At 68.9% G+C, this 25,987-nt stretch carries 30 protein-coding genes and 1 tRNA gene; 25 read left to right on the top strand and 6 right to left on the bottom strand.

Features of this window, described 5'->3' with window-relative positions; translation table 11 throughout:
• Nucleotides 1–259: 259 nt before the first annotated feature.
• Entirely contained in the window at nt 260–694 is a 435-nt protein-coding gene (locus A2790_RS16620) for a MucR family transcriptional regulator (RefSeq protein WP_293393769.1), read from the bottom strand.
• A gap of 221 nt (nt 695–915) precedes the next feature.
• On the opposite strand from A2790_RS16620, the gene glyA reads away from it, so the two are divergent.
• Entirely contained in the window at nt 916–2,205 is a 1,290-nt protein-coding gene (gene glyA / locus A2790_RS16615; RefSeq protein ID WP_293393786.1) for a serine hydroxymethyltransferase, read from the top strand.
• 31 nt (nt 2,206–2,236) lie between these two features.
• Nucleotides 2,237–2,710: a transcriptional regulator NrdR gene (gene nrdR / locus A2790_RS16610; RefSeq protein WP_068876973.1), complete on the top strand. Its 474-nt coding sequence runs from the start codon at nt 2,237–2,239 to the stop codon at nt 2,708–2,710.
• Between the two features lie 13 nt (nt 2,711–2,723).
• Here the strand turns inward: nrdR and A2790_RS16605 are convergent, their stop codons facing one another.
• The gene (locus A2790_RS16605) at nt 2,724–3,896 is read right to left on the bottom strand and encodes a glycosyltransferase (protein WP_293393766.1); all 1,173 of its coding nucleotides are present in this window, start codon (nt 3,894–3,896) and stop codon (nt 2,724–2,726) included.
• A gap of 233 nt (nt 3,897–4,129) precedes the next feature.
• Here A2790_RS16605 and A2790_RS16600 point away from each other — a divergent pair, with 233 nt between their 5' ends.
• Genes A2790_RS16600 through A2790_RS16575 form a run of 6 tightly spaced genes read left to right on the top strand, consistent with a single transcriptional unit; the run spans nt 4,130 to nt 8,583 of the window.
• Nucleotides 4,130–4,774, top strand: a complete 645-nt coding sequence (locus A2790_RS16600) for a RibD family protein (RefSeq protein ID WP_293393764.1) — start codon at nt 4,130–4,132, stop codon at nt 4,772–4,774.
• Nucleotides 4,775–5,365 carry a riboflavin synthase gene (locus A2790_RS16595; protein ID WP_293393762.1) on the top strand — a complete coding sequence of 197 codons (591 nt, stop codon included), beginning with the start codon at nt 4,775–4,777 and terminating at the stop codon, nt 5,363–5,365.
• A 32-nt stretch (nt 5,366–5,397) separates the two neighbouring features.
• Complete coding sequence (locus A2790_RS16590; protein WP_293393760.1) at nt 5,398–5,862, top strand: 6,7-dimethyl-8-ribityllumazine synthase; 465 nt, start codon at nt 5,398–5,400, stop codon at nt 5,860–5,862.
• Nucleotides 5,859–6,323: a transcription antitermination factor NusB gene (nusB, locus tag A2790_RS16585; RefSeq protein WP_293393759.1), complete on the top strand. Its 465-nt coding sequence runs from the start codon at nt 5,859–5,861 to the stop codon at nt 6,321–6,323. The genes A2790_RS16590 and nusB overlap by 4 nt, the downstream gene beginning before the upstream one ends.
• Nucleotides 6,304–7,278, top strand: a complete 975-nt coding sequence (gene thiL / locus A2790_RS16580; RefSeq protein WP_293393757.1) for a thiamine-phosphate kinase — start codon at nt 6,304–6,306, stop codon at nt 7,276–7,278. The genes nusB and thiL overlap by 20 nt, the downstream gene beginning before the upstream one ends.
• Nucleotides 7,279–7,311: 33 nt before the next feature.
• Entirely contained in the window at nt 7,312–8,583 is a 1,272-nt protein-coding gene (locus A2790_RS16575; protein ID WP_293393755.1) for a sulfatase, read from the top strand.
• Here the strand turns inward: A2790_RS16575 and A2790_RS16570 are convergent.
• Nucleotides 8,580–9,533 carry a retroviral-like aspartic protease family protein gene (locus A2790_RS16570; RefSeq protein ID WP_293393753.1) on the bottom strand — a complete coding sequence of 318 codons (954 nt, stop codon included), beginning with the start codon at nt 9,531–9,533 and terminating at the stop codon, nt 8,580–8,582. The genes A2790_RS16575 and A2790_RS16570 overlap by 4 nt on opposite strands.
• A 125-nt stretch (nt 9,534–9,658) precedes the next feature.
• On the opposite strand from A2790_RS16570, the gene A2790_RS16565 reads away from it, so the two are divergent.
• From A2790_RS16565 to A2790_RS16540, 6 genes are all read left to right on the top strand, one after another.
• On the top strand, nt 9,659–10,084 hold the full coding sequence (locus A2790_RS16565) for a hypothetical protein (RefSeq protein WP_293393751.1): 426 nt from the start codon (nt 9,659–9,661) through the stop codon (nt 10,082–10,084).
• A gap of 214 nt (nt 10,085–10,298) precedes the next feature.
• The gene (locus A2790_RS16560) at nt 10,299–12,425 is read left to right on the top strand and encodes a sodium-translocating pyrophosphatase (protein ID WP_293393749.1); all 2,127 of its coding nucleotides are present in this window, start codon (nt 10,299–10,301) and stop codon (nt 12,423–12,425) included.
• Nucleotides 12,426–12,604: 179 nt separating this feature from the next.
• Nucleotides 12,605–12,694, top strand: coding sequence for a cell division inhibitor SidA (gene sidA, locus A2790_RS16555; protein WP_068878982.1), 90 nt, complete (start codon nt 12,605–12,607; stop codon nt 12,692–12,694).
• Nucleotides 12,695–12,714: 20 nt separating this feature from the next.
• Complete coding sequence (dnaE, locus tag A2790_RS16550) at nt 12,715–16,164, top strand: DNA polymerase III subunit alpha (protein WP_293393784.1); 3,450 nt, start codon at nt 12,715–12,717, stop codon at nt 16,162–16,164.
• Nucleotides 16,161–16,643 (top strand): surface-adhesin E family protein, encoded by a 483-nt coding sequence (locus A2790_RS16545; RefSeq protein ID WP_293393747.1) that lies wholly within the window; start codon nt 16,161–16,163, stop codon nt 16,641–16,643. The genes dnaE and A2790_RS16545 overlap by 4 nt, the downstream gene beginning before the upstream one ends.
• A gap of 57 nt (nt 16,644–16,700) precedes the next feature.
• Nucleotides 16,701–17,006: a hypothetical protein gene (locus tag A2790_RS16540; protein ID WP_293393745.1), complete on the top strand. Its 306-nt coding sequence runs from the start codon at nt 16,701–16,703 to the stop codon at nt 17,004–17,006.
• Between the two features lie 18 nt (nt 17,007–17,024).
• On the opposite strand, the gene bamE is transcribed toward A2790_RS16540, so the two are convergent.
• Complete coding sequence (gene bamE, locus A2790_RS16535; RefSeq protein ID WP_293393743.1) at nt 17,025–17,519, bottom strand: outer membrane protein assembly factor BamE; 495 nt, start codon at nt 17,517–17,519, stop codon at nt 17,025–17,027.
• A 111-nt stretch (nt 17,520–17,630) separates the two neighbouring features.
• Between bamE and A2790_RS16530 the strand changes: the two genes are divergently transcribed.
• The 6 genes from A2790_RS16530 (at nt 17,631) to A2790_RS16505 (ending at nt 21,711) form a co-directional block, all read left to right on the top strand.
• Nucleotides 17,631–18,158, top strand: a complete 528-nt coding sequence (locus A2790_RS16530) for a ubiquinol-cytochrome C chaperone family protein (protein WP_293393741.1) — start codon at nt 17,631–17,633, stop codon at nt 18,156–18,158.
• The gene (locus A2790_RS16525; RefSeq protein WP_293393739.1) at nt 18,155–18,670 is read left to right on the top strand and encodes a DUF177 domain-containing protein; all 516 of its coding nucleotides are present in this window, start codon (nt 18,155–18,157) and stop codon (nt 18,668–18,670) included. Before A2790_RS16530 ends, A2790_RS16525 begins: the two co-directional genes overlap by 4 nt.
• A 153-nt stretch (nt 18,671–18,823) precedes the next feature.
• The gene (gene plsX, locus A2790_RS16520; protein WP_293393737.1) at nt 18,824–19,879 is read left to right on the top strand and encodes a phosphate acyltransferase PlsX; all 1,056 of its coding nucleotides are present in this window, start codon (nt 18,824–18,826) and stop codon (nt 19,877–19,879) included.
• 1 nt (nt 19,880) lies between these two features.
• A complete protein-coding gene (locus tag A2790_RS16515; protein WP_293393735.1) occupies nt 19,881–20,861 on the top strand; it encodes a beta-ketoacyl-ACP synthase III in 981 nt (326 codons plus the stop codon).
• Nucleotides 20,862–20,961: 100 nt separating this feature from the next.
• The gene (locus A2790_RS16510; RefSeq protein WP_068876961.1) at nt 20,962–21,264 is read left to right on the top strand and encodes an integration host factor subunit alpha; all 303 of its coding nucleotides are present in this window, start codon (nt 20,962–20,964) and stop codon (nt 21,262–21,264) included.
• Nucleotides 21,265–21,279: 15 nt separating this feature from the next.
• Nucleotides 21,280–21,711 (top strand): MerR family transcriptional regulator, encoded by a 432-nt coding sequence (locus A2790_RS16505; RefSeq protein WP_293393733.1) that lies wholly within the window; start codon nt 21,280–21,282, stop codon nt 21,709–21,711.
• A gap of 24 nt (nt 21,712–21,735) precedes the next feature.
• Here A2790_RS16505 and A2790_RS16500 read toward each other — a convergent pair.
• Nucleotides 21,736–21,812 (bottom strand) — tRNA-Pro (locus A2790_RS16500).
• Nucleotides 21,813–21,872: 60 nt separating this feature from the next.
• Nucleotides 21,873–22,082 (bottom strand): DUF2842 domain-containing protein, encoded by a 210-nt coding sequence (locus tag A2790_RS16495; protein ID WP_293393731.1) that lies wholly within the window; start codon nt 22,080–22,082, stop codon nt 21,873–21,875.
• 88 nt (nt 22,083–22,170) lie between these two features.
• On the opposite strand from A2790_RS16495, the gene A2790_RS16490 reads away from it, so the two are divergent.
• The 5 genes from A2790_RS16490 to msrB all read left to right on the top strand — a co-directional run bounded on the left by A2790_RS16490 (nt 22,171) and on the right by msrB (nt 25,969).
• Nucleotides 22,171–23,202 (top strand): COX15/CtaA family protein, encoded by a 1,032-nt coding sequence (locus A2790_RS16490; protein ID WP_293393729.1) that lies wholly within the window; start codon nt 22,171–22,173, stop codon nt 23,200–23,202.
• Between the two features lie 179 nt (nt 23,203–23,381).
• Nucleotides 23,382–23,855, top strand: a complete 474-nt coding sequence (gene rplM, locus A2790_RS16485) for a 50S ribosomal protein L13 (RefSeq protein ID WP_082765233.1) — start codon at nt 23,382–23,384, stop codon at nt 23,853–23,855.
• 50 nt (nt 23,856–23,905) lie between these two features.
• A complete protein-coding gene (gene rpsI, locus A2790_RS16480) occupies nt 23,906–24,343 on the top strand; it encodes a 30S ribosomal protein S9 (protein WP_293393781.1) in 438 nt (145 codons plus the stop codon).
• Nucleotides 24,344–24,435: 92 nt separating this feature from the next.
• Entirely contained in the window at nt 24,436–25,416 is a 981-nt protein-coding gene (gene argC, locus A2790_RS16475) for an N-acetyl-gamma-glutamyl-phosphate reductase (protein WP_293393727.1), read from the top strand.
• Between the two features lie 55 nt (nt 25,417–25,471).
• Nucleotides 25,472–25,969, top strand: coding sequence for a peptide-methionine (R)-S-oxide reductase MsrB (gene msrB / locus A2790_RS16470; RefSeq protein ID WP_293393725.1), 498 nt, complete (start codon nt 25,472–25,474; stop codon nt 25,967–25,969).
• Nucleotides 25,970–25,987: the final 18 nt, after the last annotated feature.

Below are 25,987 nucleotides of genomic sequence, written 5' to 3'. Positions count from 1 at the left end.
ACCGACGGCATGATGGACGACCTCACCGAGGCCCTCGACGCCCTCTGGGCCCGCTGCAACGTCAAGCGCATCGGCGGCTACGCCGCCTGAGGCGGCTCAGGTCGGCGGGCGCGGTGCGACAAACCGCGCTGCGGCGCCTTGGCACAACGCCAGCGTGCGCAAATCAGCGCCTACTCGCGATCAGGGCCGGTCGTTCAACAGCCCGACATCTGGACCGGTCCCGAGCGCCCTTGCCCTGCAGGGGCGCTCTCAGGCCGGCCTACTTCCGCCGCCGCACGCCGCGGCCCAGGCCGATCTGCTTGGCGAAGTCCGAGCGCCGGGCGGCGTAAGCCGGCGCCACCATCGGGTAATCGGGCGCCAGGCCCCACCGACGGCGATAGTCGTCCGGGCTCATGTTGTAGCGCGACCGCAGGTAGCGCTTCAGCATCTTCAGCCGCTTCCCGTCCTCGAGGCAGACGATGTAGTCGTGCTGCACCGAGCGGCCGATCGACACGGCCGGCTTGGGACGCTCCTCCGGCTGCGCCGGCGGCGCGGCGCCGGTGAGCTGGGTCAAGGCTTGGTGGACCGTGCGGATGATGTCCGGCACGGCGTCGGCGGTGACGGCGTTGCGGCTGACGTAGGCCGAGACGATCCCTGCGCCCAGGCGCATCAGTTCTTCGCCCGAGGGTCCCTCGGAATCGGGTCCTACGCTCATGACCACCTCTTCTCGACACGCTGGAACGGCCGTGGACGCGGCGTGACGCGTTCCGGCCTTTGCCGGTGAACGCGTGGGAATTGCGAACGGTTCCCAGAATTACTGGATAGCGGCCCGGTTGGAGGGGCGTGCGTTCGGGAGTAAAGGAGGCGCCTTCGCCGCCGCCAGACTCGCGCGCCCTCGGGATCAGCGCGTGCCCACGAAAGGTCTTGCCCTTGAACCTGCATGTGCAAACCCAGCTCTCCAAAGACGACTTCTTTCAGGCCGGCGTCGCCAAGGCCGATCCGGCGATCGCCGCGATCCTGGACGGGGAGCTGAAGCGCCAGCAGGAACAGATCGAGTTGATCGCCTCCGAAAACATCGTCTCGAAGGCGGTGCTGGAGGCCCAGGGCTCGGTCCTGACCAACAAGTACGCCGAGGGCTACCCCGGCAAGCGCTACTACGGCGGCTGCGAGGTGGTGGACGAGGCCGAGACCCTGGCCATCGAGCGGGCCAAGGAGCTCTTCGGCTGCGATTACGCCAACGTGCAGCCGCACTCGGGCAGCCAGGCGAACCAGGCTGTGTTCATGGTCACCATGAAGCCGGGCGACACCTTCATGGGCATGAACCTGGACCACGGCGGCCACCTGACGCACGGCAAGAGCGTCAACCAGTCGGGCAAGTGGTTCAGCCCCGTGGCCTATGGGGTGCGCGCCCAGGACCACCTGATCGACTACGACGAGGCGGCCGAGGTGGCGCGCGCCAACCAGCCCAAGGTGATCATCGCCGGCGGCTCGGCCTATTCGCGACACATCGACTTCGCGAAGTTCCGTGAGATCGCCGACGAGGTGGGCGCGGTGCTCATGTGCGACGTGGCCCACTACGCCGGCCTGATCGTGGCAGGCGAGTATCCGAATCCGTTCCCGCATGCCCACATCGTGACGACCACCACGCACAAGACCCTGCGCGGCCCGCGCGGCGGCCTGATCCTGACCAACGACAAGAAGCTGGCCGGCAAGATCAACAGCGCGGTGTTCCCGGGCCTCCAGGGCGGCCCGCTGATGCACGTGATCGCGGCCAAGGCCGTAGCGTTCGGCGAGGCCCTCCGGCCCGAGTTCAAGACCTATGCCAAGCAGGTGATCGAGAACGCCCGGGCGTTGGCCGACAGCCTGCAGAGCGTGGGCTTCAAGATCGTGTCGAACGGCACCGACAGCCACCTGATGCTTGTGGACCTGACGCCCAAGAACGTCTCGGGAGCGCAGGCCGAGATCGCCCTGGAGCGCGCCGGCATCACCACCAACAAGAACTCCATCCCCGGCGACCCGCTGCCGCCGATGCAGACCTCCGGCCTGCGCGTCGGCACGCCGGCCGGCACGACCCGGGGCTTCGGCCCCGCCGAGTTCCGTCAGGTGGGCACGTGGATCGGCGAAGTCCTGGACGCCGTGTCAACGGGCGAGGACTCCACCGCCGTGGAACAGAAGGTGCGCGGCGAGGTGGTAGCCCTGACCAAACGCTTCCCCATATACGCCTAATAGCGTTAAGTGGCCGGGAAGGGGGCTAGATATGCGCTGCCCGTTCTGCGGCCACGACGAAACCCAGGTAAAGGACAGCCGACCGTCGGAAGACGGTGCGGCCATCCGTCGTCGCCGGTTGTGCCCGGCGTGCGAGGGCCGCTTCACGACCTTCGAGCGGGTTCAGCTGCGTGAGCTGACCATCCTCAAGCGATCGGGCCGGCGCGCGCCGTTCGATCGCGACAAGCTGGCCCGGTCGCTCTCGGTGGCCCTGCGCAAGCGTCCCGTGGAGCCCGAGCGGGTCGAGCGGATGATCTCCACCATCACCCGCCAGCTCGAGAGCATGGGCGAGACCGAACTGCCGTCCTCCACGATCGGCGAGCTGATCATGAAGCACCTGAAGCAGCTCGATGACGTGGCCTACGTCCGCTACGCCTCGGTCTACCGCGACTTCAAGGAAACCGACGACTTCGCCCGCTTCCTCGGCGAGGAAGGCCTGAGCGAAGCCGCCGCCGACGAGCGCTAACGGGCGACCTCGGTCACCCGAAGAGCTCGAGCAGCTTCCGCGCCGCCACAGCCGCGCCGTCCGTCCGAACCTCCCGCGCAACAGCCGTGGCGCGGCGACGCACGTCATCGCCGAGGGCTATGCCCAGCGCCGCCATGAATGACTCGGCCGTGGGGGCGGGCCCATCGTGGGCGGCGCCGACGCCGAGGGCGGCGACCCGCCCGGCCCAGTAGGGCTGATCTCCGATCTGCGGCACGATCACCTGCGGTGCGCCGGCCCGAGCGGCCGTGGTTGTGGTCCCGGCGCCGCCGTGATGGACGACAGCGGCCACGCGGGGAAACAGCGCCTGCTGGTTGACCTCCCCAACCGCGAAGCAATCGCCACCCTGGTCTTCGAGCGCGAGGCCGGCCCAGCCATGCGAGAGCAACACGCGCCGCCCCTGTGCGCGGGCGGCCCGGATAGCGATGCGGCTGGCTTCCTTGAGCGCCTCCAGCGGAATGCTTCCGAAGCCCACATAGACGGGCGGGGCGCCGGCCGTCAGGAACGTTTCCAGGTCCGCCGGCAGCGGCCGATCATCCGGCAGGATCCACGCGCCCGTCTGCAAGACGTCGCGGAGTTGCGTCGAACGCCAGGGGCTCAGCGCCGGGTCGGACGCGAGCCAAGGACTGGCGGTGAAGACCTCGTCGCGCACATTCTGCGCCGCGGGCAGGCCGATGGAGGCGCGAAGCTCGTTCCAGGCCTCGCCGAACACGGCCGCCATGGTCTCCACGTCACGGTCCCACAGGACGCGGTTGTCGGTCTCCTCTGCGGGGACCGGATGTCCCGGATAGGCGGAGGGCCGATGGTGCTCGGACGGCAGGTAGATCGGGCAATAGGTTGCGTAGACGTAAGGGAGGCCCCGCGCCTCCGCGACGCACCTCGCGGCCGCCGTCGAGGGGAAAAGCCCTGCGGCGAGGACCGCATCGCACCCCTCCGCCGCGGCTGAGATGGCCTCGTGCTGCGCCTTCAGCACCAGGGCGGCGCGTTCGGGCAGGGTCATGGGCGGGCGATTGGTCAACGCGTCCGCCACGAACTGCCGAACTGGGGTGTAGGCCGGCGCGAGGGTTCCACCGGCCCGGGAGACCAGCTCTGCGAACTCGGGATCCGGCGGGGCGCAGACGATCGGCTCGGCGCCCATCGCCCGAAGCTGAGCTGCGAGGGCGGCCATAGGCTCGACATCCCCCCGCGATCCAAAGGTAGACAGCAGCACCCGCATTCCATCCCTCCGCGAACATTGAGGGCGTCACAACCTGCGCATAAAAGCCCGTCTGCCAATTCTTGAACGAAACTGTTTCGTCCCCAGATGTGACTCAGCCGGGGCGAGGTCTGCTGGAGCCGTGGCCCAATCTTGGCGTCTCGACTGAGTGGACGCGAGGCCTCCCCGGCCCGTAAGAACCGCCGATGAGCGTCACCCTCAAGCTCGCCACGTCCCTGGACGGTCGCATCGCTACGGCGGCCGGCGAGAGCCGCTGGATCACCGGTGCGCAGAGCCGCGAGCAGGTGCATCGCCTGCGGGCGGCGCATGACGCCGTGCTGGTCGGCATCGAGACCGCCCTGGCCGACGATCCCGAACTCACCGTCCGTCTCCCAGGCTACAACGGCCGACAGCCCGCGCGCGTGGTGCTGGACAGCCGCCAGCGGCTGACGCCCGACTGCAAGCTGGTGAGGACCGCGCGCGATGTGCCGACCTACGTTATCGCCACCGAAGATCCGAACCCGGCGCTCCTGGCCGCCGGGGTGAAGGTCCTGACCGTGCGCGCCGTGGGGGAAGACCGGCCCGAGCTCAAGACCGTGGTTCAGGCCCTAGCCGCCGAGGGATTGTCCGACCTCTTCGTCGAGGGCGGCGGCCAGGTGGCGGGCAGTTTCCTGCGCTGCGGTCTGGTTGACACCATCGAGTGGTTCCGCGCCCCCATCCTCATCGGTGGCGAGGGGCGGCCCGCCGTCGGCGCCCTGGCGGTTGCGGCACTGGCCGAGGCGCCCCATTTCCGGCGCGTGGAGGTGACCGCCCTGGGCGACGACCTCTGGGAACGCTACGCGAGGGGCTGAATGTTCACCGGCATCGTCACCGACGTGGGGCGCGTACGCGCCGTCCGCGACACCAACCGCGACCGCCGGTTCGAGATCGAGACGCGGTTCGACCTCTCGACCGTCGATATCGGCGCCTCCATCAGCCACGCCGGCTGCTGCCTGACCGTGGTGGAGAAGGGCGAGGGCTGGTTCGCGGTGGAGGTCTCGGGCGAGACCCTGTCGTTGACGACCCTGTCGGACTGGCAGGAGGGCCGCCCCGTCAACCTGGAGCGCGCCGCCCGCGTCGGCGACGAGCTGGGCGGCCATATCGTCTCGGGCCACGTGGACGGCGTCGGCGAGGTGGTCTCCATCGAGAGCGACGGCGGCTCGCACCGGGTCAAGGTCCGCGTCCCAAGGCCGCTGCACCGCTACATCGCGCCGAAGGGGTCGATCACCGTCGAGGGGGTGTCCCTGACCGTCAACGAGGTGGAGGACGACGTCTTCGGCGTGAACCTGATCCCTCACACCTGGGAGGTCACGACCCTGGGGACCCTGCAGGTCGGCAGCCGCGTCAACCTGGAGATCGACATGCTGGCGCGGTATCTCGCCCGCTGGCGCGAAACGGCCTAAAGGCTTCCGCTCAAGACCCCGAAGGACCATCCATGAGCGACGAGCCGATCCGCATCCTCATTGTCGAGGCGCGCTTTTACGACGGCCTGGCCGACGCCCTGCTGGAGGGCGCGACCCAGGCGCTGAGCGCCTATGGGGCGGAATACGACATCGTGACGGTGCCCGGCGCGCTGGAGATCCCCGGCGCCATCGCCTTTGCCGAGGAGGGCGGCCACCGCCCCGCCGGCAAGCGCTACGACGGCTATGTGGCCCTCGGCTGCGTGATCCGGGGCGAGACCTACCACTTCGAGATCGTCTCGAACGAGAGCGCCCGCGGGATCATGGACCTGACGGTGAGCAAGAAGCTCTGCATCGGCAACGGCGTGCTGACCACCGAGGATGACGAGCAGGCGTGGGCGCGGGCGCGGGTCAGCGAGGGCGACAAGGGGGGCGGCGCGGCCCGCGCGGCCCTGACCATGATCGAGCTGAAGCACCAACTGTCGGGCGCCAATCGATGAGCGCCCATGCGTCCCGCTCGGTCGCGCGGCTCGCTGCCGTCCAGGCCCTCTATCAGATGGAGGTCTCCTCCATCGGCGTCGAGAGCGTGATCCGGGAGTTCACCGACCACCGCTTCGACCGCGCTCTGGAAGGCGTCGAGGGGGAGGGCGACACCCTGGCCTCGCCCGACGAGGCGTTCTTCGCCGAACTGGTGCGCGGCGTCGTGGCCGAGCAGAAGCGGGTGGACGCCGCGATCGCCAAGCGTCTGGCAGAAAACTGGCGGCTGGAGCGTCTGGACGCCACCGTCCGGGCCATCCTACGCGCTGGTACGTACGAACTCGCCAACCGGCCGGACGTGCCCACCGAGGTCGCCATCGACGAGTATGTCGAGGTGGCCAAGAGCTTCTTCGAGGGCACCGAGCCCGGGTTCGTGAACGGCGCCCTGGACGGCGTGGCGCGGGATGTCCGGGCCGGCGCCTGAGACCCCACCCAAGGGGCTGGACGAGTTCGGCGAGATCGACCGGCTCTTCCGGCCGCTGACCCGCGGCGCGCCGGGGGCGTTCGAACTTCGTGACGATGCGGCGGTCATTCCCCAGCGGCCCGGCTTCGACCTGGTGGTGACCAAGGACGCCATCGTCGAGGGCGTGCATTTCCCGGAGGGCGAGGCGCCGGAGCTGGTGGCGCGGAAGCTGGTGCGGGTAAACGTGTCGGACCTCGCGGCCAAGGCAGCCGAGCCCTTTGCCGCCTTCCTCGCCGTGGCCTGGCCGCAGGGCTTCGCCGGCCGCGACCGCGAACTGTTCGCCATGGGCCTGGCCGCAGACCTGGAGGCGTTCGGCATCGATCTGCTGGGCGGCGACACCGTGAGCACCTCGGGCCCGTTCACCTGCACCTTGACCGCCATGGGCTGGGTCCCGGCGGGGCGGATGGTCCGCCGGGCCGGCGCACGGCCGGGCGACAAGCTGCTGGTCAGCGGCACGATCGGCGATGCGACCCTGGGCCTGGCCGCGGTGAAAGGGCAGATCGAGGATGCCGACGGCCGCCTGGCCTACCGCTACCGGATGCCGGAGCCGCGGGTAGACCTGCGCGAGACGCTTCGCCGGCACGCCACGGCGGCGGCCGACGTCTCGGACGGCTTGGTGGCCGACGCCCGCCACATCGCCGAGGCCAGCGGTGTGGGCCTGCTGATCGACCTGGATCGCCTCCCGCTGTCCGGCGCGGCGGCGACCTGGCTCGAGCGGCAGGCCGACGTGGGCGCCAGCCTCCTGCGGCTGGGAACCGGCGGCGACGACTACGAGGTGGTCTGCACCATGGCCTCGGGCGTGCGGAAACCCCCCGGCTTCACCGTGATCGGCGAGGTGCGCGAAGGTGAGGGCGTGGAGGTCCGGGCCGCGGGCCGCGTCGTCGATCCCGGCGCCGGCGGCTGGCGGCACGGCTGATCCGCGCTAGGCTCGCCGAAACGGGAGGGACCGATGCGAAGGCCGAACATCATCGTCATCCTGGCCGACGACCTCGGCTACGGCGATATCGGTTGCGACGGCGGCAAGCATATTCGGACGCCGCATCTCGACCGCATGGCGACCGAGGGCGTCCGCTTCACCGACTTCTATGCTTCGGCGAACGTTTGCACCCCGTCGCGCGCCGGCCTGCTGACCGGCCGCTATGCCATTCGATCCGGTCTCGCCCACGAGGTCATCCAACCGGCGGACACGACTGGCTTGCCGCTCTCGGAAGTCACGATCCCGCAAGCGCTCAAGCCCGACTACGCGACTGCGCTGATCGGCAAGTGGCACCTGGGCCATGTCGCCCCGCACTGGCCGCCAACCAGCTATGGCTTCGATGTCTTCCAAGGCCTGCCGTACAGCCACGACATGCGGCCGCTATCGCTCTACGAGGCGCAGGGCGACCATGTGGAGCGAGACGAGGGCAAGGTCGAGTTCGCGAAGCTGACGGAAGGGTTCTTTGCGCGGACACTGGCCTTCGCCGAAGCCAATCGCGACCGCCCCTTCTTCGTCATGCTGGCGCTGACGGCGCCTCACATCCCCCTGGTTCCCAACCCGGACGATACGACCGGCTCGCCTGCCGGCGCCTATGGCGAGGTGGTCGAAGAGATCGACGTCAACGTCGGCCGGCTAATTGAGCGGCTGAAGGCCCTGGGGCTCGATGAGGACACGCTGGTGGTCTTCACCTCGGACAATGGGCCCTGGTTCGAGGGCTCCTCGGGGCCGTTCCGTGACCGCAAAGGGGGTTCGGCATGGGACGGTGGCTTCCGTGTGCCTTTCATCGCGCGTCAGCCGGGCCGCATTCCGGCCGGACTCGTAGCCACCGGCCTGTCGTCGAACCTGGACCTGCTCCCGACCATCCTCAGCTGGACCGGAGCGCCGCAGCTCCACGTCGAGCTGGACGGGAAGGACATCTCCGAGATGCTCATGACGGGCAGGGGCTCGCCTCACGACGAGATTCTGCTGTTCGACAACACGCATGTCGCCGCCGTCCGCACCGCGCGCTGGAAGCTAGTGGCCCGGTCGTACTATCGCACCTACGACATTCCCCTCGATCGGCTCCCGCTCCTGTTCGACATGGTTGCCGACCCTGGCGAGAACTACAGCGTCGCCAGCCTTCACCGAGACGCGCTGGCTGACCTGCGCGGACGGCTGGATCGGGCTCGGGCCAAGTTCGACCCCATTGGCGCGCGATTCCCACCCCACGTGGCGCCTGCCAGCGCTGCGGATCACCCCGACTAGACGAAGTCGAACCGCACCTGCGAACGGCCGAAGTCCAGCGCGACCTGGTCGAACTGGGCCAGGAGGTCCATGCCGATGACCAGCGCGGGGCTGTCCTTCAGGCCCCAGATGTCGAAGACGTGCATGTCGGCATAGGTCACCGGCACGTTGCCGAGGTGCAGGCCGCCGAGCCGCAGGAACGGCAGGAACACCGCCTCGCCCTCGAAACTCTCGCCCGCGAGGGATTCCATGCGGACCATCCTGAGCGGCTCGGGCGGCCCGCGCCGGGCCTCCTGGGCGCGAACCAGGTCGCGGAGCTTGCGGTTGCACAGTGTGCCCTGGGCGCCGGAGTCGATGATGGCGCTGATCCGCTTCCCGCTGAGGTCGGCGTCCACGATGGTGAGCTGGCCGTGGCGCCGGCGCGCCGGCACGATCACCACGCGCCCCGGCTCGCCCTGGTCCTGCTGCGAGCGTGTGATCTCCATCCGGCTGTTCTTGAAGTCCAGGGTCAGTCTTTGGCCTTTCAGCCAGTCGACCCCCAGGATGCCGTCGACATCCGATCCCTTGATGGGCAGGGCGGGCGCCCGGACCCTGCGGCGGTCACGGGGGCCGACCCGCAGGCGGTCGAGGGTTACGATCGGCCGATGACGGACACCCACCACCGTGTGCACCCGCGCAGTCTCCGCCGACTTCAGGTCCAGCCGTTCCATCAGGCTGTGCGAGACGCAACTGACGTTGGCGCCGGTGTCGAGCAGGAAGTTGAACGGGCCCTGGTCGTTGATGAGCACCGGGGCGAGCATGTGCTCGTAGCGGCCCTTGGTGGTGTCGAGCGCGGTGGGCGGATGGTCCTCGTCGGGCAGCTCGATCTGGGGCGGGGCGGCGTTGTCCTGCGCCAGGGCTCGCGCCGCGGGCAGGGCCGTGCCGCCGGCGGCCAGCAGGCCGAGGGCGGCGTGGCGACGGGTCGGAGACATGCTCCGTAGTCCTCCCTATGTCATTGCTGTGAAGCTATCACCGTTCTGCGACCGCCGCCACGCAACGTCCGGTGATCGCTGCGTCTCTCAACCTTGCGGCAAGGGGTTGAGGACATCCTGGCCCCATGATTCGCCGCGCCCTCATCGCCGTAGCCATCGGCCTGGCCGCCACGACGGCCCAGGCCGCGGAGCCCAAGAAGGAGGGCAAGGGCGACGTTGGCCAGTACGTCGACCTGCAGCCGGTGGCGCTGCCGATCGTGAACAAGGGCCTCTTGGTCAACTATGTCTTCGTCTACGTGCGCATCAACCTGACGGGCGGCGCCAACGCGGCGCGGTTGCGGGAGAAGGAGCCATTCTTCCGGGACGCTCTGGTCCGCGCCGGGCATCGCACGCCCTTCACCAACCCCGCCGACCTTTCGCAGGTGGACACGCCCCGCCTGACAGCGGCGCTGGCCCGCGAGGCTGCGGCGATCGCCGGGCCCGGCCAGATCCGCTCCGTGGTCGTCACCTCCCAGGCGCCGCGGCGGCGCATCGGCCAGCTGCGCGGCTGATCCATCCTGCCTCTGCGTGAGCCGTCCCGGCGTCGCCGGTTGCACCGCCGTTAAAAACCTGAGTACGCTCCCCGGTCTTTCCACGGGCGCATCCACGCGCCTCTGGGAAACCACTTGGGGAAACGCGTCGGGGGATGGGAGCCAACCGGACGCACGCCCGTAAGAGGCGGCCGCCGGTCACCCCCGCGATCAAATCGCAAAGGGGCTATCGACTATGAGTTCCGTTCTACTGTTGGTGATCGGCGCAGGAGCGCTGGCGGTGCTTTACGGCGTCGTCCAGACCCTTTCGCTCCTGAAGGCCTCGCCGGGCAACGCCCGGATGCAGGAGATCGCCGCCGCCATCCAGGAAGGCGCGCAGGCGTATCTGAACAAGCAGTACACCGCGATCGGCATCGTCGGCGTGGTGATCCTGATACTCGTGGGCGTGCTGATCGGCCCCAAGGCGGCCATCGGCTTCGCCATCGGCGCCATCCTCTCCGGCCTCGCGGGCTTCGCCGGCATGCTGATCTCGGTCCGCGCGAACGTGCGCACCGCCCAAGCTGCGTCCGAGAGCCTGGCCAAGGGCCTCTCGCTGGCCTTCCGCTCGGGCGCCATCACCGGCATGCTGGTGGCGGGCTTCGCCCTCATCGGGGTCGCCGGCTACTACTACGTCCTGACGGGCCCCATGGCGCTCGAGAACACCAGCCGCGAGGTGGTGGACAGCCTGGTGGCGCTCGGCTTCGGCGCCTCGCTGATCTCGATCTTCGCCCGTCTGGGCGGCGGCATCTTCACCAAGGGCGCTGACGTCGGCGGCGACATGGTCGGCAAGGTCGAGGCCGGCATCCCCGAGGACGACCCGCGCAACGCCGCCACCATCGCCGACAACGTGGGCGACAACGTCGGCGACTGCGCCGGCATGGCGGCTGACCTGTTCGAGACCTATGCGGTGACCACGGTCGCCACCATGGTCCTGGCGGCGATCTTCTTCCGCGGCCTGCCGGAAGTGTCCAACATGATGCTGCTCCCGCTGGCCATCTGCGGCGTCTGCATCGTCACCTCGATCATCGGCACCTTCGCCGTGCGTCTGGGCAAGTCCCAGAACATCATGGGCGCGCTCTATCAGGGCCTGATCGTCACCGGCATCCTGTCGGTGGGCGCACTCTGGTGGGTGATCAACAGCCTCGTCACCACCACCGTGACGGTGGGCGACACGACCTTCGGCGCCAATGAACTCTTCTACTGCGGCATCGCCGGCTTGGTGGTGACCGCCCTGATCGTCGTGATCACCGAGTACTACACCGGGACGGGCTTCCGGCCGGTGAAGTCGGTGGCCAAGGCTTCGGTGTCGGGCCACGGCACCAACGTGATCCAGGGCCTCGCCATGAGCCTGGAGTCCACCGCTGCGCCCGCGATCGTGATCATCGCCGGCATCATCGTCACCTATAACCTGGCGGGGCTATTCGGCATCGCCATCGCCACCACCTCGATGCTGTCGCTTGCCGGCTTCATCGTGGCCCTCGACGCCTTCGGCCCGGTCACGGACAACGCCGGCGGCATCGCGGAGATGGCCGGCCTGCCGCCGGAGGTCCGCGTGACCACCGATGCGCTGGACGCGGTGGGCAACACCACCAAGGCGGTCACCAAGGGCTACGCCATTGGATCGGCCGGCCTGGGCGCCCTGGTGCTCTTCGCCGCCTATACCGAGGACCTGAAGTACTTCGCGGCCAATGCGGAACCCGGGTCCTACTTCGAAGGGCTGGGCGCGGTCGCCTTCGACCTCTCCAACCCGTACGTCGTCGTCGGCCTGCTGTTCGGCGGGCTGCTGCCCTTCCTGTTCGGCGGCATGTCGATGACGGCCGTCGGCCGGGCCGCTGAGTCCGTCGTCGAAGAGGTCCGTCGCCAGTTCCGGGAGAACCCCGGGATCATGACCGGCGAGGTCAAGCCGGAGTACGGCCGGGCCGTCGGCATCCTGACGTCCGCGGCCATCAAGGAGATGATCGTCCCGTCGCTGCTGCCGGTCGTCTCGCCGATCGTGCTGTTCTTCGTGATCACCTCGATCGCCGGCAAGGTGAACGGCTTCGCGTCCCTGGGCGCGATGCTGATGGGCGTCATCGTCACCGGCCTGTTCGTCGCCATCTCGATGACCTCGGGCGGCGGCGCATGGGACAATGCCAAGAAGCTGATCGAGGAGGGTCACTACGGCGGTAAGGGGTCGGAGGCTCACAAGGCCGCCGTCACCGGCGACACCGTCGGCGATCCCTACAAGGACACGGCGGGCCCCGCCGTGAACCCGATGATCAAGATCACCAACATCGTGGCGCTGCTGCTGCTGGCGATCCTGGCTCATGGGGTGGTCGGCTAACAGCCACGCACCTGAGACTTCAGCGAGGCCCCGGAGAGTGATCTCCGGGGCCTTTGTGTTTTCGCACCTGGGGATGCGCCGCAGCTGCCCGCTTGACGATGAGAACAAAAGAGGAATAAGAACGAATACGGAACGCGCCACAGGTTCTCCACAGGCGCTCAACAAGAGGATTGGCGAAGATGGTTCGTCTGGCCCGGGAATCGCTGGCGTTTGCGTCGGTGGCGAGTTTTGTCTGGATGGTCTGCTCGGTGGCCGGCCTGATGGGCTGATCGCCATGCGAATGGGGGAGATGGCGCAGGTGCAGGGCGGTAGTGAAGGCTTCGTCCACCTGAGGGTCCGCTCCGCCTATTCGCTGCTGGAAGGAGCCATCAAGGCCGACAAGATCGGCGCCTTGGCCAAGGCGGACCACATGCCCGCCGTCGCGATCGCGGACCGGGCCAACCTGTTCGGCGCCCTCGAGTTCTCCGTCGTCACAAAGGGCGAGGGCGTGCAGCCGATCATCGGTTGCGCCTTGCCGGTGAGCGGGATCGGCGAGGCCCTGCCGGAACGGTGGGCCAAGACGCCCACCATCATGCTGCTGGCCCAGAGCGAGCAGGGCTACCTCAACCTCTGCGACCTCTCCTCGTTCGCCTACCTGGACATTGAGGCCAGCGAGGAGCCGCATGTGCCCTGGGAGAAGGTCTGCCAGTTCTCGGACGGGCTGATCCTGCTCTCCGGGGGCCCGGACGGGCCGGTGGACCATCTGTTCGCGGCCGGAAAGGTCAAGGAGGGCCGCGCGGCCCTGGCGGAGATGAAGCGGGCCTTCGGCGACCGCTTCTATGTCGAGCTGCAGCGGCACGGCGCGGCCGCCGAAGCTGCGGCCGAGGGCGAACTGGTGGCGTTCGCCTATGACGAGGACGTGCCGCTGGTCGCCACCAACGACGTCTATTTCAAGAACGCCAAGGCCTATGCCGCGCACGACGTGCTGCTCTGCATCGCCGACGGCAGCTTCGTGGGCCAGGACGAGCGGCGCCGGGTGACCCCCGAGCACGGCTTCAAGTCGGCCGCCGAGATGCGGGCGCTGTTCGCCGACCTGCCGGAGGCCTGCGACAACACCCTCGATATCGCCCGGCGCTGCGCCTTCATGGTCAGCAAGCGCGATCCGTTGCTCCCGCGGTTCACCGAGGGCGAGCGGTCCGAGGCGGACGAACTAGCGCAGCAGGCGCGCGAGGGGTTGAAGGCGCGGATGGCCAAGGGCCAGGCCAACGTCTTCCCCGTGGAGGACTATGAGGCCCGCCTGGAGCGCGAGATCCAGGTGATCACCCAGATGGGGTTCCCCGGCTACTTTCTGATCGTGTCGGACTTCATCAAGTGGGCCAAGGCGCGGGGGATCCCCGTGGGGCCCGGACGGGGTTCGGGCGCCGGCTCCCTGGTGGCCTATTCGCTGACCATCACCGACCTCGATCCGCTGCGCTATGGCCTGCTGTTCGAGCGCTTCCTGAACCCCGAGCGGGTCTCGATGCCCGACTTCGACATCGACTTCTGCCAGGAGCGGCGGGAGGAGGTGATCTCCTACGTCCAGCAGCGCTACGGCCGGGACAAGGTGGCGCAGATCATCACCTTCGGCACCCTGCAGGCGCGCGCCGTGCTGCGGGACGTCGGGCGGGTGCTGCAACTGCCGCTCGGACACGTGGACCGGCTGGCCAAGATGGTGCCGGCGAACCCGGCGAACCCGGTGACCCTGGCCCAGGCCATCGAGATGGAGCCGCGGCTGCAGGAGGAGCGCCGGCGGGACGAGGCCGTGGCGCGGCTGCTGGACATCGCGCTTGAGCTGGAGGGGCTCTACCGCAACGCCTCGACCCACGCCGCGGGGGTGGTGATCGGCGACCGGCCCCTAACCCGGCTGACGCCGCTCTACCGAGATCCGCGTTCCGAGCTGCCGGCCACCCAGTTCAACATGAAGTGGGTCGAGAGCGCGGGGCTGGTGAAGTTCGACTTCCTGGGCCTGAAGACGCTGACCGTGATCGATCGGGCGGTGAAGTATCTCGAAAAGCGCGGGGCGGCGGTCGACATGGCCGCGCTGCCGCTGGATGACGAGAAGACCTACGAGCTGATGAGCAACGCGCTCACCATCGGGGTCTTCCAGCTGGAAGGGCAGGGGATGCGCGATACCCTGCGCCAGCTTCGCCCGGGTTCGATCGAGGACGTGACCGCCGTGGGCGCGCTGTACCGTCCCGGCCCGATGGACAACATCCCGGCGTTCATCGACTGCAAGTTCGGCCGCAAGCCCATCGACTTCCTGCACCCGACACTGGAGGGCGTGCTGCGGGAGACCTACGGCATCATCGTCTACCAGGAGCAGGTGATGCAGATCGCCCAGATCCTGGCGGGCTACAGCCTGGGCGAAGCCGACCTCCTGCGCCGCGCCATGGGCAAGAAGAAGAAGGAGGAGATGGACCTCCAGCGCGCGCGGTTCATCTCAGGCGCGGAGGCCAAGGGCGTGCCCGCCGCCCAGTCGGGAGCGATCTTCGACCTCGTCGACAAGTTCGCGGGCTACGGCTTCAACAAGAGCCACGCGGCCGCCTACGCCGTGGTGAGCTACCAGACCGCCTGGCTGAAGGCGAATGCGCCGGTCGAGTTCTTCGCCGCCTCCATGAGCCTCGATATCGCCAACACCGACAAGCTGTCGGTATTCTACCAGGACGCCAAGCGCTTCGGGGTGAAGATCCGCCCGCCGTGCGTGAACCGCTCCTCGGCGGACTTTGAGGTCGAGGCGGGTGAGGTGCTCTACGCCCTGGGGGCCATCCGCAACGTCGGGATGCAGGCCATGGAGCACGTGGTGCAGGTGCGGCGCGAAGGCGGGCCGTTCACCGATATCTTCGACTTCGTGGAGCGGGTCGATCCCCGGCAGGTCAACAAGCGGACGTTCGAGACCCTGGCGCGCGCCGGCGCCTTCGACGCGATCCACGAGAACCGGGCCCAACTGGTCGAGGCGGCCGACCATCTGATCGCCCACGGCCAGGGAGTGAATGCACGCGAGACGTCCGAGCAGGCCGACTTCTTCGCCTCCGACAAGAACGACGCGCGTCATGCGGTCGAGCGCAAGATGCCCCGGCGCGATCCGTGGACACCGACCGAGCGCCTCGACGAGGAGTTGTCGGCGGTGGGCTTCTACCTGTCGGGCCATCCGCTGGACGACTTGGTCGAGGCGTTGCGGCGCAAGCGCACCGACCTGCTGACCGACGCCATCGCCAAGGCCGTGGCCGGGGCCGAGGCGCTGCGCATGGCGGGCGTGATCCGCCGCAAGCAGGAGCGGCCGTCCCGCTCGGGCGAGAAGTTCGCCTTCGTCACCTTCTCCGACCCCACGGGCGAGTACGAAGTGCTGTTCCCACCGGAGTCGCTGAAGAAGTGCCGCGACCAGTTGGAGCCCGGCAAGGCCGTCTCGATCCGCGTGCGCTGCAAGGCCAGCGAGGGCGAGGTGCGGTTCTTCGGCGAGAGCGTGGAGCCGGTCGAGAAGGCGGTTGAGAACGTGGTGGCCGGGCTGCGCGTGCACGTGGCCCCCCGGAGCGCCGAGATCGAAGCGCTCAAGCGGCGGCTAGAGGGCGTGACCAACGCGCGCGGCGGCGAGATCGTGCTGGTGGCCGGGCTGGACGGCGGCCGCGAGGTGGAGCTGAAGCTTCCGGGCCGCTTCACCCTGGATGGGGCCGTACGCGGCGCCATCAAGACAGCGCCCGGCGTGGTCTTCGTCGAGGACCTGTGAGGACGGCGGCGCTGGCGCTGGCCGGAGCGTGCGCGGCGGCCTCCGGCGCGTGGGCGGCCCGGCCTGCCACCGTGCCGGAACTGGTGGCCTGGGCCCAGGCGCATCTGACGGGGGTGGAGGACTGGCCTCTGCTGGGGTTCGACGCGACGGGCATGATCCTCGCCAGCCCGGAAGGGGCGGCCCTGCGGCCGGACGGAGTGGTCGAAGGCGATCTGCGACAGGAGTTCTTCGAGCCCGTCGAGCTGGACGGCCGGGTCATGCGCTCGGCCGTGGCGCGATGGGCGGTCGACTGTCCCGGCCAGCGATACGCCATCCTGTCCATGACCCTCTACGCTCGCAACAACCTGACCGACCAGATCGGAGAGCGCACGGCCGACAGGCCGGACTGGCGCCCTCGCGACGCCATGTCGGGCGATGCCATCGACGCCATGTGCGAGGCGGTGCGCAACGGCATTCGGCTGGATGCGCCGCAGCCTTGACGCGAATTCTTAAGGGTTGTGCGTCGTAGAATTGCGCTTGGAACGTGAGAGGGCGCCATGAAGCTGAAGATCGCAGTGTTCGCAGCCGTGGCGCTGGCCGCGGGACCGGCCGCGGCGGAGTTCGGATCCGCTCAGCCGAAGAAGCCCTGGGGCCAACGTGGACCTACCGTGACCACCCCCACGCCCCGACCATCGCCGGGCTACGGCGTCCCGGCCGCACCTTCTGCCCCCGCCTACACCGGGCCGACGACGGCCAGGACCTATGGCCCACCCGCGACGCCCAAGGCAGAGCCCTTCAAGCCGTATCAGCCCTACAAGCCGAGCAGCGTGTTCGGTCCCGACGGGAAGAAGAAGCGCGAGTAGCCCTTCGGCCGCGATGGCCTAGCGGCGGTCGCCCGGGCGGTTGCCGGGGACGCCCTCGTCGTCTTGCGGGAGCATGCTGCCGCGACCGACGCTGCCGAGCAGCTGTTCGAGCACGGTCATCTCGCGACCGCGGGTCGGCGTCTCGCGGTTGTTGTAGGCGATCACCTTGCCGTCTTTCAGGGTGTAGACGTTGACCGTCTCCACCATCTCGCTGTCCTTGTTGAACTGGATAGCGGTGACGTTGCGGGCGGTGACCCGCGGCCTGCGGAAGGCGACGCGCTCCTTGACCTGGTTCACATAGAACCAGACGTTCGGATCGAAGGTGGACTGCACCGAGGGCGAGCCCAGCTTTGCGCGGACGGTGGACTTGGTGTCCGTGCCGACCTTGACGTCCTTTGGGTCGCTGTCGATGGCCTGGAAACCGGAGTAGCTGGTGATCGGCGAGCAGGCCGAAAGCCCGGCGCCGGCCAGGGTGGCGACGGCGAGAGCGGCGAGGACGGCTTTGCGGGACATCAGGACTCGTTTCTGGACGCCAATCGGGCGAGAGCCTTTGACCTATCGCCGGCCGCCCCTTAGTTCAATGCCGCCTTTAGCCACGCCTTCGGGCGAAATCGAGGCCATTCCATGCTGAAGCGCCTGTTCAAGCCGAGGCCGACGCAAGTCGCGGGGCAGGAACTGTATGCGCGCGTCGTGGCCCAGTCGCGGACGCCAGCCCTCTACGCCGACCTCGGCGCACCCGACACGCCTGAGGGCCGGTTCGAGGTCTACAGCCTCCACACCTACCTGCTGCTCGAGCGGCTGAAGGGGCAAGGCGCGCAGGCGGCCGACACGGCCCAGGTGCTGTTCGACACCTATCTGAGCGGCCTGGACCATGGGCTGCGCGAGCTGGGGGTCGGCGATCTGTCGGTGGGCAAGCGGATGCGCAAGCTGGGCGAGGCCTTCTATGGGCGCGTCCATTCCTTCGAGGCGGCGCTGGCGGCCCTGCCGGATCGGGCGGCGCTGGAGGACGTGCTGGCGCGCACCGTCTACGCCAAGGCCGACGCGGCGAGCGCCCCCCGGCTGGCGGACTATGTGATCGCCCAGCGCGAGGCCCTGGCCGCCCAGGAACTGGACCGGCTGAACGCCGGCGAGGTGACGTGGAGGCCCCTGTGAGCTGGGACAAGCCGGTGAAGCTGCACGAGCTCGGCCGCGGGCCGGTGCGCCTGACCCTGGAGCCGGACGCCGCCGAACGCGCCGCGGTTGCCAAGCGGCTTGGGCTCAAGAGCCTGCCGTCGCTCTCCGCGCGAGTGATCGTGAAGCCGTGGCTGGACGGGGCGGAGATCACCGGCCGGTTCCATGCCGTCGTCGAACAGGTGTGCGGGGTGACGCTGGACCCGTTCGAACAGTCGCTGGAGGGCGAGATCGAGGTCCGCGTCGTGTCGGCGGGCAGCCCGCACGCGGCGTCCTCCGACGGCGGCGAGCTGGAGCTGGACCCTGACGCGCCGGACGCCCCCGACGTGCTGGAGACCGACGCCGTGGATGTGGCTGGCTATGTGGTCGAGCATCTGGCGCTGGAGCTGGACCCGTTCCCGCGCAAGCCAGGGGCGACGTTCGACTACCAGCCGCCGGAGGAGGAGACCTCGCCCTTCGCCGCGCTGAAGAAGCTCACCGAACCAAAGCCCTAGTTTCCAGTCCGCAATCCGCGGGAGTAAGGTCGCGCGCCGAATCCCGTTCGTGGCCGTCGCCGGCCGGCGTATGGAACGGTTCGGCGTAAGAACGGGATACTCTGCATCACCGCGATCGGCATTCCCGGTCGCCAGGGGACGAAAGCACTCAATTTGACCCAATCCCTGGTGATTTCCGTCGACGCCATGGGCGGCGATAACGGGCCGACCGTGGTCGTTCCGGCCTGCGCGGCCGCGCTCCAGGACGTGCCGCCGCACGCCCGTCTGCTGATCCACGGCGACGAGACGGCGATTCGCGCCGAGATGGCCCGCTGCAAGCTTTCCGAAGCGCGGCTGGAGGTGCGGCACGCCGAGCGGGTGATCGCCATGGACGAGAAACCCGCCCAGGCCCTGCGGCGGGGAAAGGGCACCTCGATGTGGGCCGCCGTGGAGGCGATCCGCGAGGGGCAGGCGGCTGTGGCGGTCTCGGCCGGCAACACCGGCGCCCTGATGGCGATCTCGAAGCTGATCCTTCGGATGAGCGCCGACCTGGACCGCCCGGCCCTGACCGCCAGCATCCCGCACGCCCGAGGCGTGACCACCTTCCTCGACGTCGGCGCGAACGTCGACTGCGACGCCGAGCGGCTGGTGGAGTTCGCCATCATGGGTGAGGCCTATCACCGCGCGGCTCACGGCGTGGCGCGGCCGACCGTCGGTCTGCTGAACGTAGGCTCGGAGGAGATGAAGGGCCACGAGGAGGTCCGCGAGGCCCACCGGATTCTGCGCGAAGGCAAGATCGACCTGGACTACCGCGGCTTCGTGGAGGGCGACGACATCACCCACGGGGCGGTGGACGTGGTGGTGACCGACGGCTTCACCGGCAACGTCGCTCTGAAGGCGATGGAGGGCGCGGCGCGGTTCATGTCCGACGAACTGCGGCTGGCGCTGAGCTCCGGCGTGATGAGCAAGCTGGGCTATCTGCTTGCGCGGCCCGCGCTGCGCCGTTTCCGCGACAAGATGAGCCCGCCGCCGGCCGCGCCGCTGCTGGGCCTGAACGGCCTGGTGCTGAAGTGCCACGGGGGCGCCGACGCCCGCGACTTCGCCAAGGCGATCCGCGCGGCGGCCGATGTGGCGCAAAGCGGGTTTGCCTCGGAGATCGAACGGAATATGAGGCGGCTTCCCGCCGCCCTCGCGCCGGCGAACCCCGCACCTGCGGACGGAGCCGCCTGAATTGTCAAAAGTCCTGCGTTCCGTAGTCACCGGCGTCGGCGGCTATCTCCCAGACCGGATCGTCACCAACGACGAGCTCGCCAAGATCGTCGACACCTCGGACGAGTGGATCCGCGAGCGGACCGGCATCCGCCAGCGCCGGCAGGCGGCCGACGACCAGCCGGTCTCGGACCTCGCGGTCGCCGCGGCCCGCCGGGCGCTGGAGGCCGCGGGCCGCACGCCCGACGACGTGGACCTGATCATCGTCGCCACCACCACCCCGGACCTCACCTTCCCCGCCGTCGCCACCATCGTGCAGCGCAAGCTGGGCTGCCCCATCGGCATCGCCTTCGACGTGCAGGCGGTGTGCTCGGGCTTCGTCTACGCCCTGTCGACGGCCGACGGCTTCGTGGCGCGCAACCGGTCGAAATGCGCCCTGGTGATCGGCGCAGAGACCATGACGCGGTTGATGGACTGGACCGACCGCGGCACCTGCGTGCTGTTCGGCGATGGAGCCGGGGCGGTCGTGCTGGAGCCGGGCGAGGGTGAGGGGACCACCGCCGACCGCGGGCTGCTGGGGTTCGCGCTGCGGGCGGACGGGACCAAGCAGGAACTGCTATATGTGGACGGCGGCGTCTCGACGAACCGCCAGACCGGCTATCTGCGCATGCAGGGCAACCAGGTGTTCCGCCACGCGGTCGTGAACATCTCCGAGGCCGTCCGCGCGGCGGCGGAGGATGCCGGGATCGAGGTCTCCAGCGTCGATTGGTTCATTCCCCACCAGGCTAACCAGCGGATCCTCGAAGGCGTCGCCAAGCGGCTGGGGATCGACGAGAGCAAGGTGATTTCGACAGTGGCCGAACACGCCAACACCTCGGCGGCCTCGATTCCCCTTGCGCTGGACCAGGGCGTGAAGGACGGTCGCATCAAGCCCGGCCAATTGCTGCTGCTGGAGGCGATGGGCGGCGGACTGACCTGGGGCGCCTGCGTGCTGCGCCTTTGACGGGCGGTTAGGCTTAAGCTGTAAAGCGTGACTTGAAGTCTTTGTGCCAATGGGACAATCAAGACTCATGAACGACATGTCGGTGGGGACCAGGGCCATCATGAAGGGCGCGACGGTGACGCGGGCAGACCTGTGCGAGTCGGTGCACGAGCAGGTGGGCCTCACCCGTCAGGATTGCTCCGAACTGGTTGAGCGCGTCCTCGAACTGATGTGCCAGGCGCTGGAGCGCGGCGAGCAGGTGAAGCTTTCCGGGTTCGGCGTGTTCCAGGTCCGGGCCAAGCGCGCCCGGATGGGCCGCAACCCCAAGACCGGGGAACCGGCCGCGATCGACCCGCGCCGGGTCATCGGCTTCCGTGCGTCGCAGGTGATGAAGGCGCGCGTCGACCGAGCCCTCTCGCGGTGACGGCCGCGTAGGCCCATGGCCAAGGGGCCCGAAGCGTTCCGCACCATCTCCGAAGCGGCGGATGAGCTTCACGTGCCCCAGCACGTCCTGCGGTTCTGGGAGACCAAGTTCACCTTCATCAAGCCGATGAAGCGGGCCGGCGGGCGCAGGTTCTACCGCCCCGCGGACATCGCCGTGCTGCGCGGCGTCCGCCACCTGCTGCACGACCAGGGTTACACCATCAAAGGCGTCCAGAAGCTCCACCGCGAGCACGGGCTGAAGCACCTCGTGGCGGCGGGGGAGGGCGTGCCGCCGCCCGCGCCGGCTTCGGTGGAGAAGGCTGCGCCGGCGATGCCGAAGCCCGCCGCGGTTCCCGCAAAGCCGGCCGGCGACACCTCGGCCCTGCTGGCCGCGCTTCGCGACCTCGAAACCGCCAAGGCCCGGCTGGACGGACTGCTCAAGGAATAGTGGGGAAATCTCGCCGCCGGCCGCTGGTCGGAGCGACAGGATTTGAACCTGCGACCCCTTGACCCCCAGTCAAGTGCGCTACCAAGCTGCGCCACGCTCCGAAGGGCCAGGCGGCGAGGCGCGTCTTCTAGCGGATAGATGGATCAGGGCAAGGCCGAAGTTCAGGCTCGGGGGCCGGGCTCGCGGTTCATCCACCGGATCAGCGGGAACAGGGGCACGCCCCAGGCGGTGCCGGCGACGCCGTAGTAGAGCAACTGGATCGCCCAGTGGTCGGGGACGTAGTCGCCGAGGGTGGCGACCACGGCGACATAGACGCCGCAGAACGCCAGGATGCCGATGAGGCCGATGAACTTGCGCAGGCGCGGGGACATGTCGCCTCATAGAGCGCTGGAGGCCCGGGCGAAAGCCGGGTAGAGAGCCCGTCAAAGTTCGGCCTAGAAGCTGCGCCACCGCCCGTTGATGACTTCGTTCCTGCGTTCCGACCGTTCGAGACCGGTGGCCATCTGGCTGCTGGTGGTGGCCGCGTTCGTGCTCGGCATGGTGATCGTGGGCGGCGCGACGCGCCTGACCGACTCGGGGCTGTCGATCACCCAGTGGAAGCCGGTGACCGGCGCCATTCCGCCGTTGAGCGACGCCGACTGGCAGCGCGAGTTCGGCCTCTACAAGCAGATCCCCCAGTACAGCCAGCTGAACGCCGGGATGAGCCTGTCGGACTTCAAGACCATCTATTGGTGGGAGTGGTCGCACCGGCTGCTGGGCCGGGTGCTGGGCCTCGTCTTCTTCGTGCCGTTCGTCTGGTTCGCGATCCGGCGCGAGCTGCCGCGGCGGCTGTTCCTGCGCCTGGCGGGGATCTTCGTCCTGGGCGGGCTGCAGGGCGCGGTGGGCTGGTGGATGGTGTCCAGCGGCCTGGCCGAGCGGGTTTCGGTGGCGCCGGAGCGGCTCATGGTTCACCTGGGCCTGGCGTTCGCCCTGCTGGGCCTCCTCCTGTGGACGGCCCTGGACGCCTGGGCCGGCGCGGCGCGGCAGACCTTGCCCAGCCCCTGGGGACGGCGGGCCTCGTGGCTGATCGGCCTGATCTATCTGCAGATCCTGCTGGGGGCGCTGGTGGCGGGGAACGACGCGGGTCTCGTCTACAACGACTGGCCGCTGATGAACGGCGCGCTGGTCCCGGACGACTATGTGGGCGAGGGGCTCTGGGCCACGCTGGCGCACAGCCAGGGGGCGGTCCAGCTGCATCACCGCCTGGTCGGCTATCTGCTGACCCTGGTCGCGGTGGCCATCGGGCTGGCGGCGTGGCGGTCGAACTATCTGGTGCGCGAGGCCAAGCTGCTGGCCGTGGCGACGGCCGGCGCGGTCGTGCTGCAGGCGCTCCTGGGGATCGCGACCCTGATGATGCGCGCGCCCCTCGGGATGAGCATCGTCCACCAGCTGGCCGCGGCCGTAGTGTTGTGCCTGGCGGTGGCGTTCGGATGGCGTGTGCGGCGAGTCTGAGGCGCAAAAATTCGCGGTATCATTTTACCGCATATGTTAACGTATTGTAGTTGTTGCGCTTTTACAGATGTGCGCGACGATCGCGCGGTTGACTTTCGACGCCTGCCCCGGCATATGCCGCGCCTCACGTCGGGGACGCCTCCAGCGCACCCGCTAAGTCTATTGGATCGTCCCTCATGCTGAAGAGCACCACGGCTTCGCTGAAGCCCGCCGAGGTCGAGAAGAAGTGGATCGTGATCGACGCCCAGGACGCCGTGGTCGGCCGCCTGGCTTCGTTCATCGCCATGCGTCTTCGCGGCAAGCATCGCGCTGATTACACCCCGCACGTCGACTGCGGCGACTTCGTCGTCGTCGTGAACGCCCACAAGGTGAAGTTCACGGGCAAGAAGGCCACTGACGAGGTCTACTACTGGCACACCGGCCACCCGGGCGGCGTGAAGCAGCGCACCCCGGCCCAGATCCTCGCGGGCAAGTATCCCGAGCGCGTCCTGGAAAAGGCCGTCGAGCGCATGCTGCCCAAGGAAAGCCCGCTGGCCCGCAAGCAGATGACGCACCTGCGCATCTACAACAGCGCCGAGCACCCGCACGCCGCTCAGAACCCCGAGACCATCGCGTTCGCCGACCTGAACGCCAAGAACGTGCGGAGCGCGTAATGAGCGAAGCCACCACGCAGGAAGCCACTGGCTTCGACGCCCTGAAGGGCATGGGCACCCAGGCGGAAGAGACCATCGTCCGCGAGCCCAAGATCGACAGCCAGGGCCGCGCCTACGCCACCGGCAAGCGCAAGAACGCCGTGGCCCGCGTCTGGATCAAGCCGGGCAGCGGCAAGATCACCATCAACGGCCGCGACCAGGAGATCTACTTCGCGCGCCCTGTGCTGCGGATGATGATCGCCCAGCCCATGCAGCTGACCGATCGCGCCGGCCAGTTCGACGTCATCTGCACCGTGGAAGGCTCGGGCCTTTCGGGTCAGGCCGGCGCCGTTCGCCACGCCATCTCCAAGGCCCTGACCTACTACGAGCCCGGCCTGCGCGCCGTGCTGAAGCCGCACGGCCTGCTGACCCGCGACCCCCGCGTCGTGGAGCGGAAGAAGTACGGCAAGGCCAAGGCCCGACGCAGCTTCCAGTTCTCGAAGCGCTAATCCGCGCAGCGATTACTCGCGTTTACGGATCAGGGCGCTTCGGGAGACCGAAGCGCCCTTTTTCTTTGCCCAACGTCCGGACGGAAGCGGCCATGACCCACACCATCTTCATCGACGGCGAAGCCGGCACCACCGGCCTGCAGATCCGAGAGCGGCTGGCCCAGCGCCCGGACCTGGAGGTGCTGTCGATCGACCCCGCCCGGCGCAAGGACGCCGACGCGCGCGCCGAACTGCTGAACGCGGCGGACGCCGTGGTGCTGTGCCTGCCCGACGACGCCTCGCGCGAGGCCGTGGGCATGATCACATCCAACCGGGTGAAGGTGGTGGACGCCTCGACGGCGTTCCGGACGGCGCCGGGCTGGACCTATGGCTTCGCCGAGATGTCGGCGACGCAGCGGGACGACATCCGCAAGGCCACCCGGGTGTCGAACCCCGGCTGCTACCCCACGGGCTTCATCAGCCTCGTGCGGCCGCTGGTGGCCGCGGGCCTGATCCCAGCGGACTTCCCGCTGACCGTGAATGCCGTGTCGGGCTACTCCGGCGGCGGCAAGGGGCTCATCGGCGAGTTCGAGGACCAGGCCCCGGCGGCGGGGACTAACGACGCCTTCCGCGCCTATGGCTTCAGCCTGGCGCACAAGCACCTGCCCGAGATGCAGATCCACACGGGCCTCGCCCATCCGCCGGTGTTCGCCCCCGCGGTGGGGCGTTACGCCCAGGGGATGTTCGTGGAGGTGCCGCTGCAGCTCTGGGCGCTGCCCGGCAAGCCATCGCCCGCGGACCTGCACGTCGCGCTGGCGGCGGCCTATGCGGGCGAGACGTTCGTCGAGGTCGCGGGCGGCGCGGAATGCGCCGAACTGCAGAAGGCGCGGGCCGGGGCGGGCGGATATGTCCAGGCTCTGGATCCGGAAGCGCTGAACGGGACCAACCGTATGCGCCTCTTCGTGTTTGGCAGCGCCAATGGCGGGCAGGCGCGGCTGGTGGCCCTGCTGGACAATCTGGGCAAGGGGGCGTCGGGTGCGGCGGTGCAGAACCTGAACCTGATGCTGGGGCTGCCGGAAGGCGCCGGGCTGTAGCGCGGGGGCCCGCGCGGCGTGTAACCTTTCGGACGCGCCGCACGTACATAGGAGCATGAGCACCATGTCCCTCGACCGGCGGGGTTTCCTCGCCGCCGCCTCCGCCCTGGCCATCGCCGTTCCGACGTCGTCCCTCGCGGCCGCCCGCGACGCCTACGCCAACTCGCCCTATCGCAAGATCACTGACGCCGAGTGGCGCAAGCGGTTGCCTGCGGCCAGCTATCGGATCCTGCGCCACGAGGACACCGAGCGGCCGGGATCCAGCCCCCTGCTCAAGGAGAAGCGCAAGGGCACGTTCGCCTGCCTGGGGTGCGGCCTGCCGCTATTCAGCTCGACCACGAAGTACGAGAGCGGCACCGGCTGGCCCAGCTTCTACCGGGCCCTGCCGGGGGCCCTGGCGACGAAGACAGACCACAAGATCGGCGTGCCGCGGACCGAGTACCACTGCGCCCAATGCCTGGGCCATCAGGGCCACGTGTTCGATGACGGACCGCGTCCAACCGGCCTGCGCTACTGCAACAACGGCTTTGCGCTGAAGTTCGTGCCCGCCTGAAAAAGCCGGCCCGGGACG

Origin of the sequence: Phenylobacterium sp. RIFCSPHIGHO2_01_FULL_69_31 (assembly GCF_001824475.1) — a bacterium.
Classification (GTDB): domain Bacteria; phylum Pseudomonadota; class Alphaproteobacteria; order Caulobacterales; family Caulobacteraceae; genus Phenylobacterium.
This window is presented reverse-complemented; position numbering and strand designations above follow the sequence as displayed.

Excerpts from the sequence above, each read along its gene's own strand:
- A2790_RS16620 (WP_293393769.1), bottom strand. The coding sequence starts at position 694 with ATGAGCGTAGGACCCGATTCCGAGGGACCCTCGGGCGAAGAACTGATG.
- nrdR (WP_068876973.1), top strand. The coding sequence starts at position 2,237 with ATGCGCTGCCCGTTCTGCGGCCACGACGAAACCCAGGTAAAGGACAGC.
- A2790_RS16605 (WP_293393766.1), bottom strand. The coding sequence starts at position 3,896 with ATGGCCGCCCTCGCAGCTCAGCTTCGGGCGATGGGCGCCGAGCCGATC.
- A2790_RS16600 (WP_293393764.1), top strand. The coding sequence starts at position 4,130 with ATGAGCGTCACCCTCAAGCTCGCCACGTCCCTGGACGGTCGCATCGCT.
- A2790_RS16595 (WP_293393762.1), top strand. The coding sequence starts at position 4,775 with ATGTTCACCGGCATCGTCACCGACGTGGGGCGCGTACGCGCCGTCCGC.
- A2790_RS16590 (WP_293393760.1), top strand. The coding sequence starts at position 5,398 with ATGAGCGACGAGCCGATCCGCATCCTCATTGTCGAGGCGCGCTTTTAC.
- nusB (WP_293393759.1), top strand. The coding sequence starts at position 5,859 with ATGAGCGCCCATGCGTCCCGCTCGGTCGCGCGGCTCGCTGCCGTCCAG.
- thiL (WP_293393757.1), top strand. The coding sequence starts at position 6,304 with ATGTCCGGGCCGGCGCCTGAGACCCCACCCAAGGGGCTGGACGAGTTC.
- A2790_RS16575 (WP_293393755.1), top strand. The coding sequence starts at position 7,312 with ATGCGAAGGCCGAACATCATCGTCATCCTGGCCGACGACCTCGGCTAC.
- A2790_RS16570 (WP_293393753.1), bottom strand. The coding sequence starts at position 9,533 with ATGTCTCCGACCCGTCGCCACGCCGCCCTCGGCCTGCTGGCCGCCGGC.
- A2790_RS16565 (WP_293393751.1), top strand. The coding sequence starts at position 9,659 with ATGATTCGCCGCGCCCTCATCGCCGTAGCCATCGGCCTGGCCGCCACG.
- A2790_RS16560 (WP_293393749.1), top strand. The coding sequence starts at position 10,299 with ATGAGTTCCGTTCTACTGTTGGTGATCGGCGCAGGAGCGCTGGCGGTG.
- sidA (WP_068878982.1), top strand. The coding sequence starts at position 12,605 with ATGGTTCGTCTGGCCCGGGAATCGCTGGCGTTTGCGTCGGTGGCGAGT.
- dnaE (WP_293393784.1), top strand. The coding sequence starts at position 12,715 with ATGGCGCAGGTGCAGGGCGGTAGTGAAGGCTTCGTCCACCTGAGGGTC.
- A2790_RS16540 (WP_293393745.1), top strand. The coding sequence starts at position 16,701 with ATGAAGCTGAAGATCGCAGTGTTCGCAGCCGTGGCGCTGGCCGCGGGA.
- bamE (WP_293393743.1), bottom strand. The coding sequence starts at position 17,519 with ATGTCCCGCAAAGCCGTCCTCGCCGCTCTCGCCGTCGCCACCCTGGCC.
- A2790_RS16530 (WP_293393741.1), top strand. The coding sequence starts at position 17,631 with ATGCTGAAGCGCCTGTTCAAGCCGAGGCCGACGCAAGTCGCGGGGCAG.
- A2790_RS16510 (WP_068876961.1), top strand. The coding sequence starts at position 20,962 with ATGAAGGGCGCGACGGTGACGCGGGCAGACCTGTGCGAGTCGGTGCAC.
- A2790_RS16505 (WP_293393733.1), top strand. The coding sequence starts at position 21,280 with ATGGCCAAGGGGCCCGAAGCGTTCCGCACCATCTCCGAAGCGGCGGAT.
- A2790_RS16495 (WP_293393731.1), bottom strand. The coding sequence starts at position 22,082 with ATGTCCCCGCGCCTGCGCAAGTTCATCGGCCTCATCGGCATCCTGGCG.
- A2790_RS16490 (WP_293393729.1), top strand. The coding sequence starts at position 22,171 with ATGACTTCGTTCCTGCGTTCCGACCGTTCGAGACCGGTGGCCATCTGG.
- rpsI (WP_293393781.1), top strand. The coding sequence starts at position 23,906 with ATGGGCACCCAGGCGGAAGAGACCATCGTCCGCGAGCCCAAGATCGAC.
- argC (WP_293393727.1), top strand. The coding sequence starts at position 24,436 with ATGACCCACACCATCTTCATCGACGGCGAAGCCGGCACCACCGGCCTG.
- msrB (WP_293393725.1), top strand. The coding sequence starts at position 25,472 with ATGAGCACCATGTCCCTCGACCGGCGGGGTTTCCTCGCCGCCGCCTCC.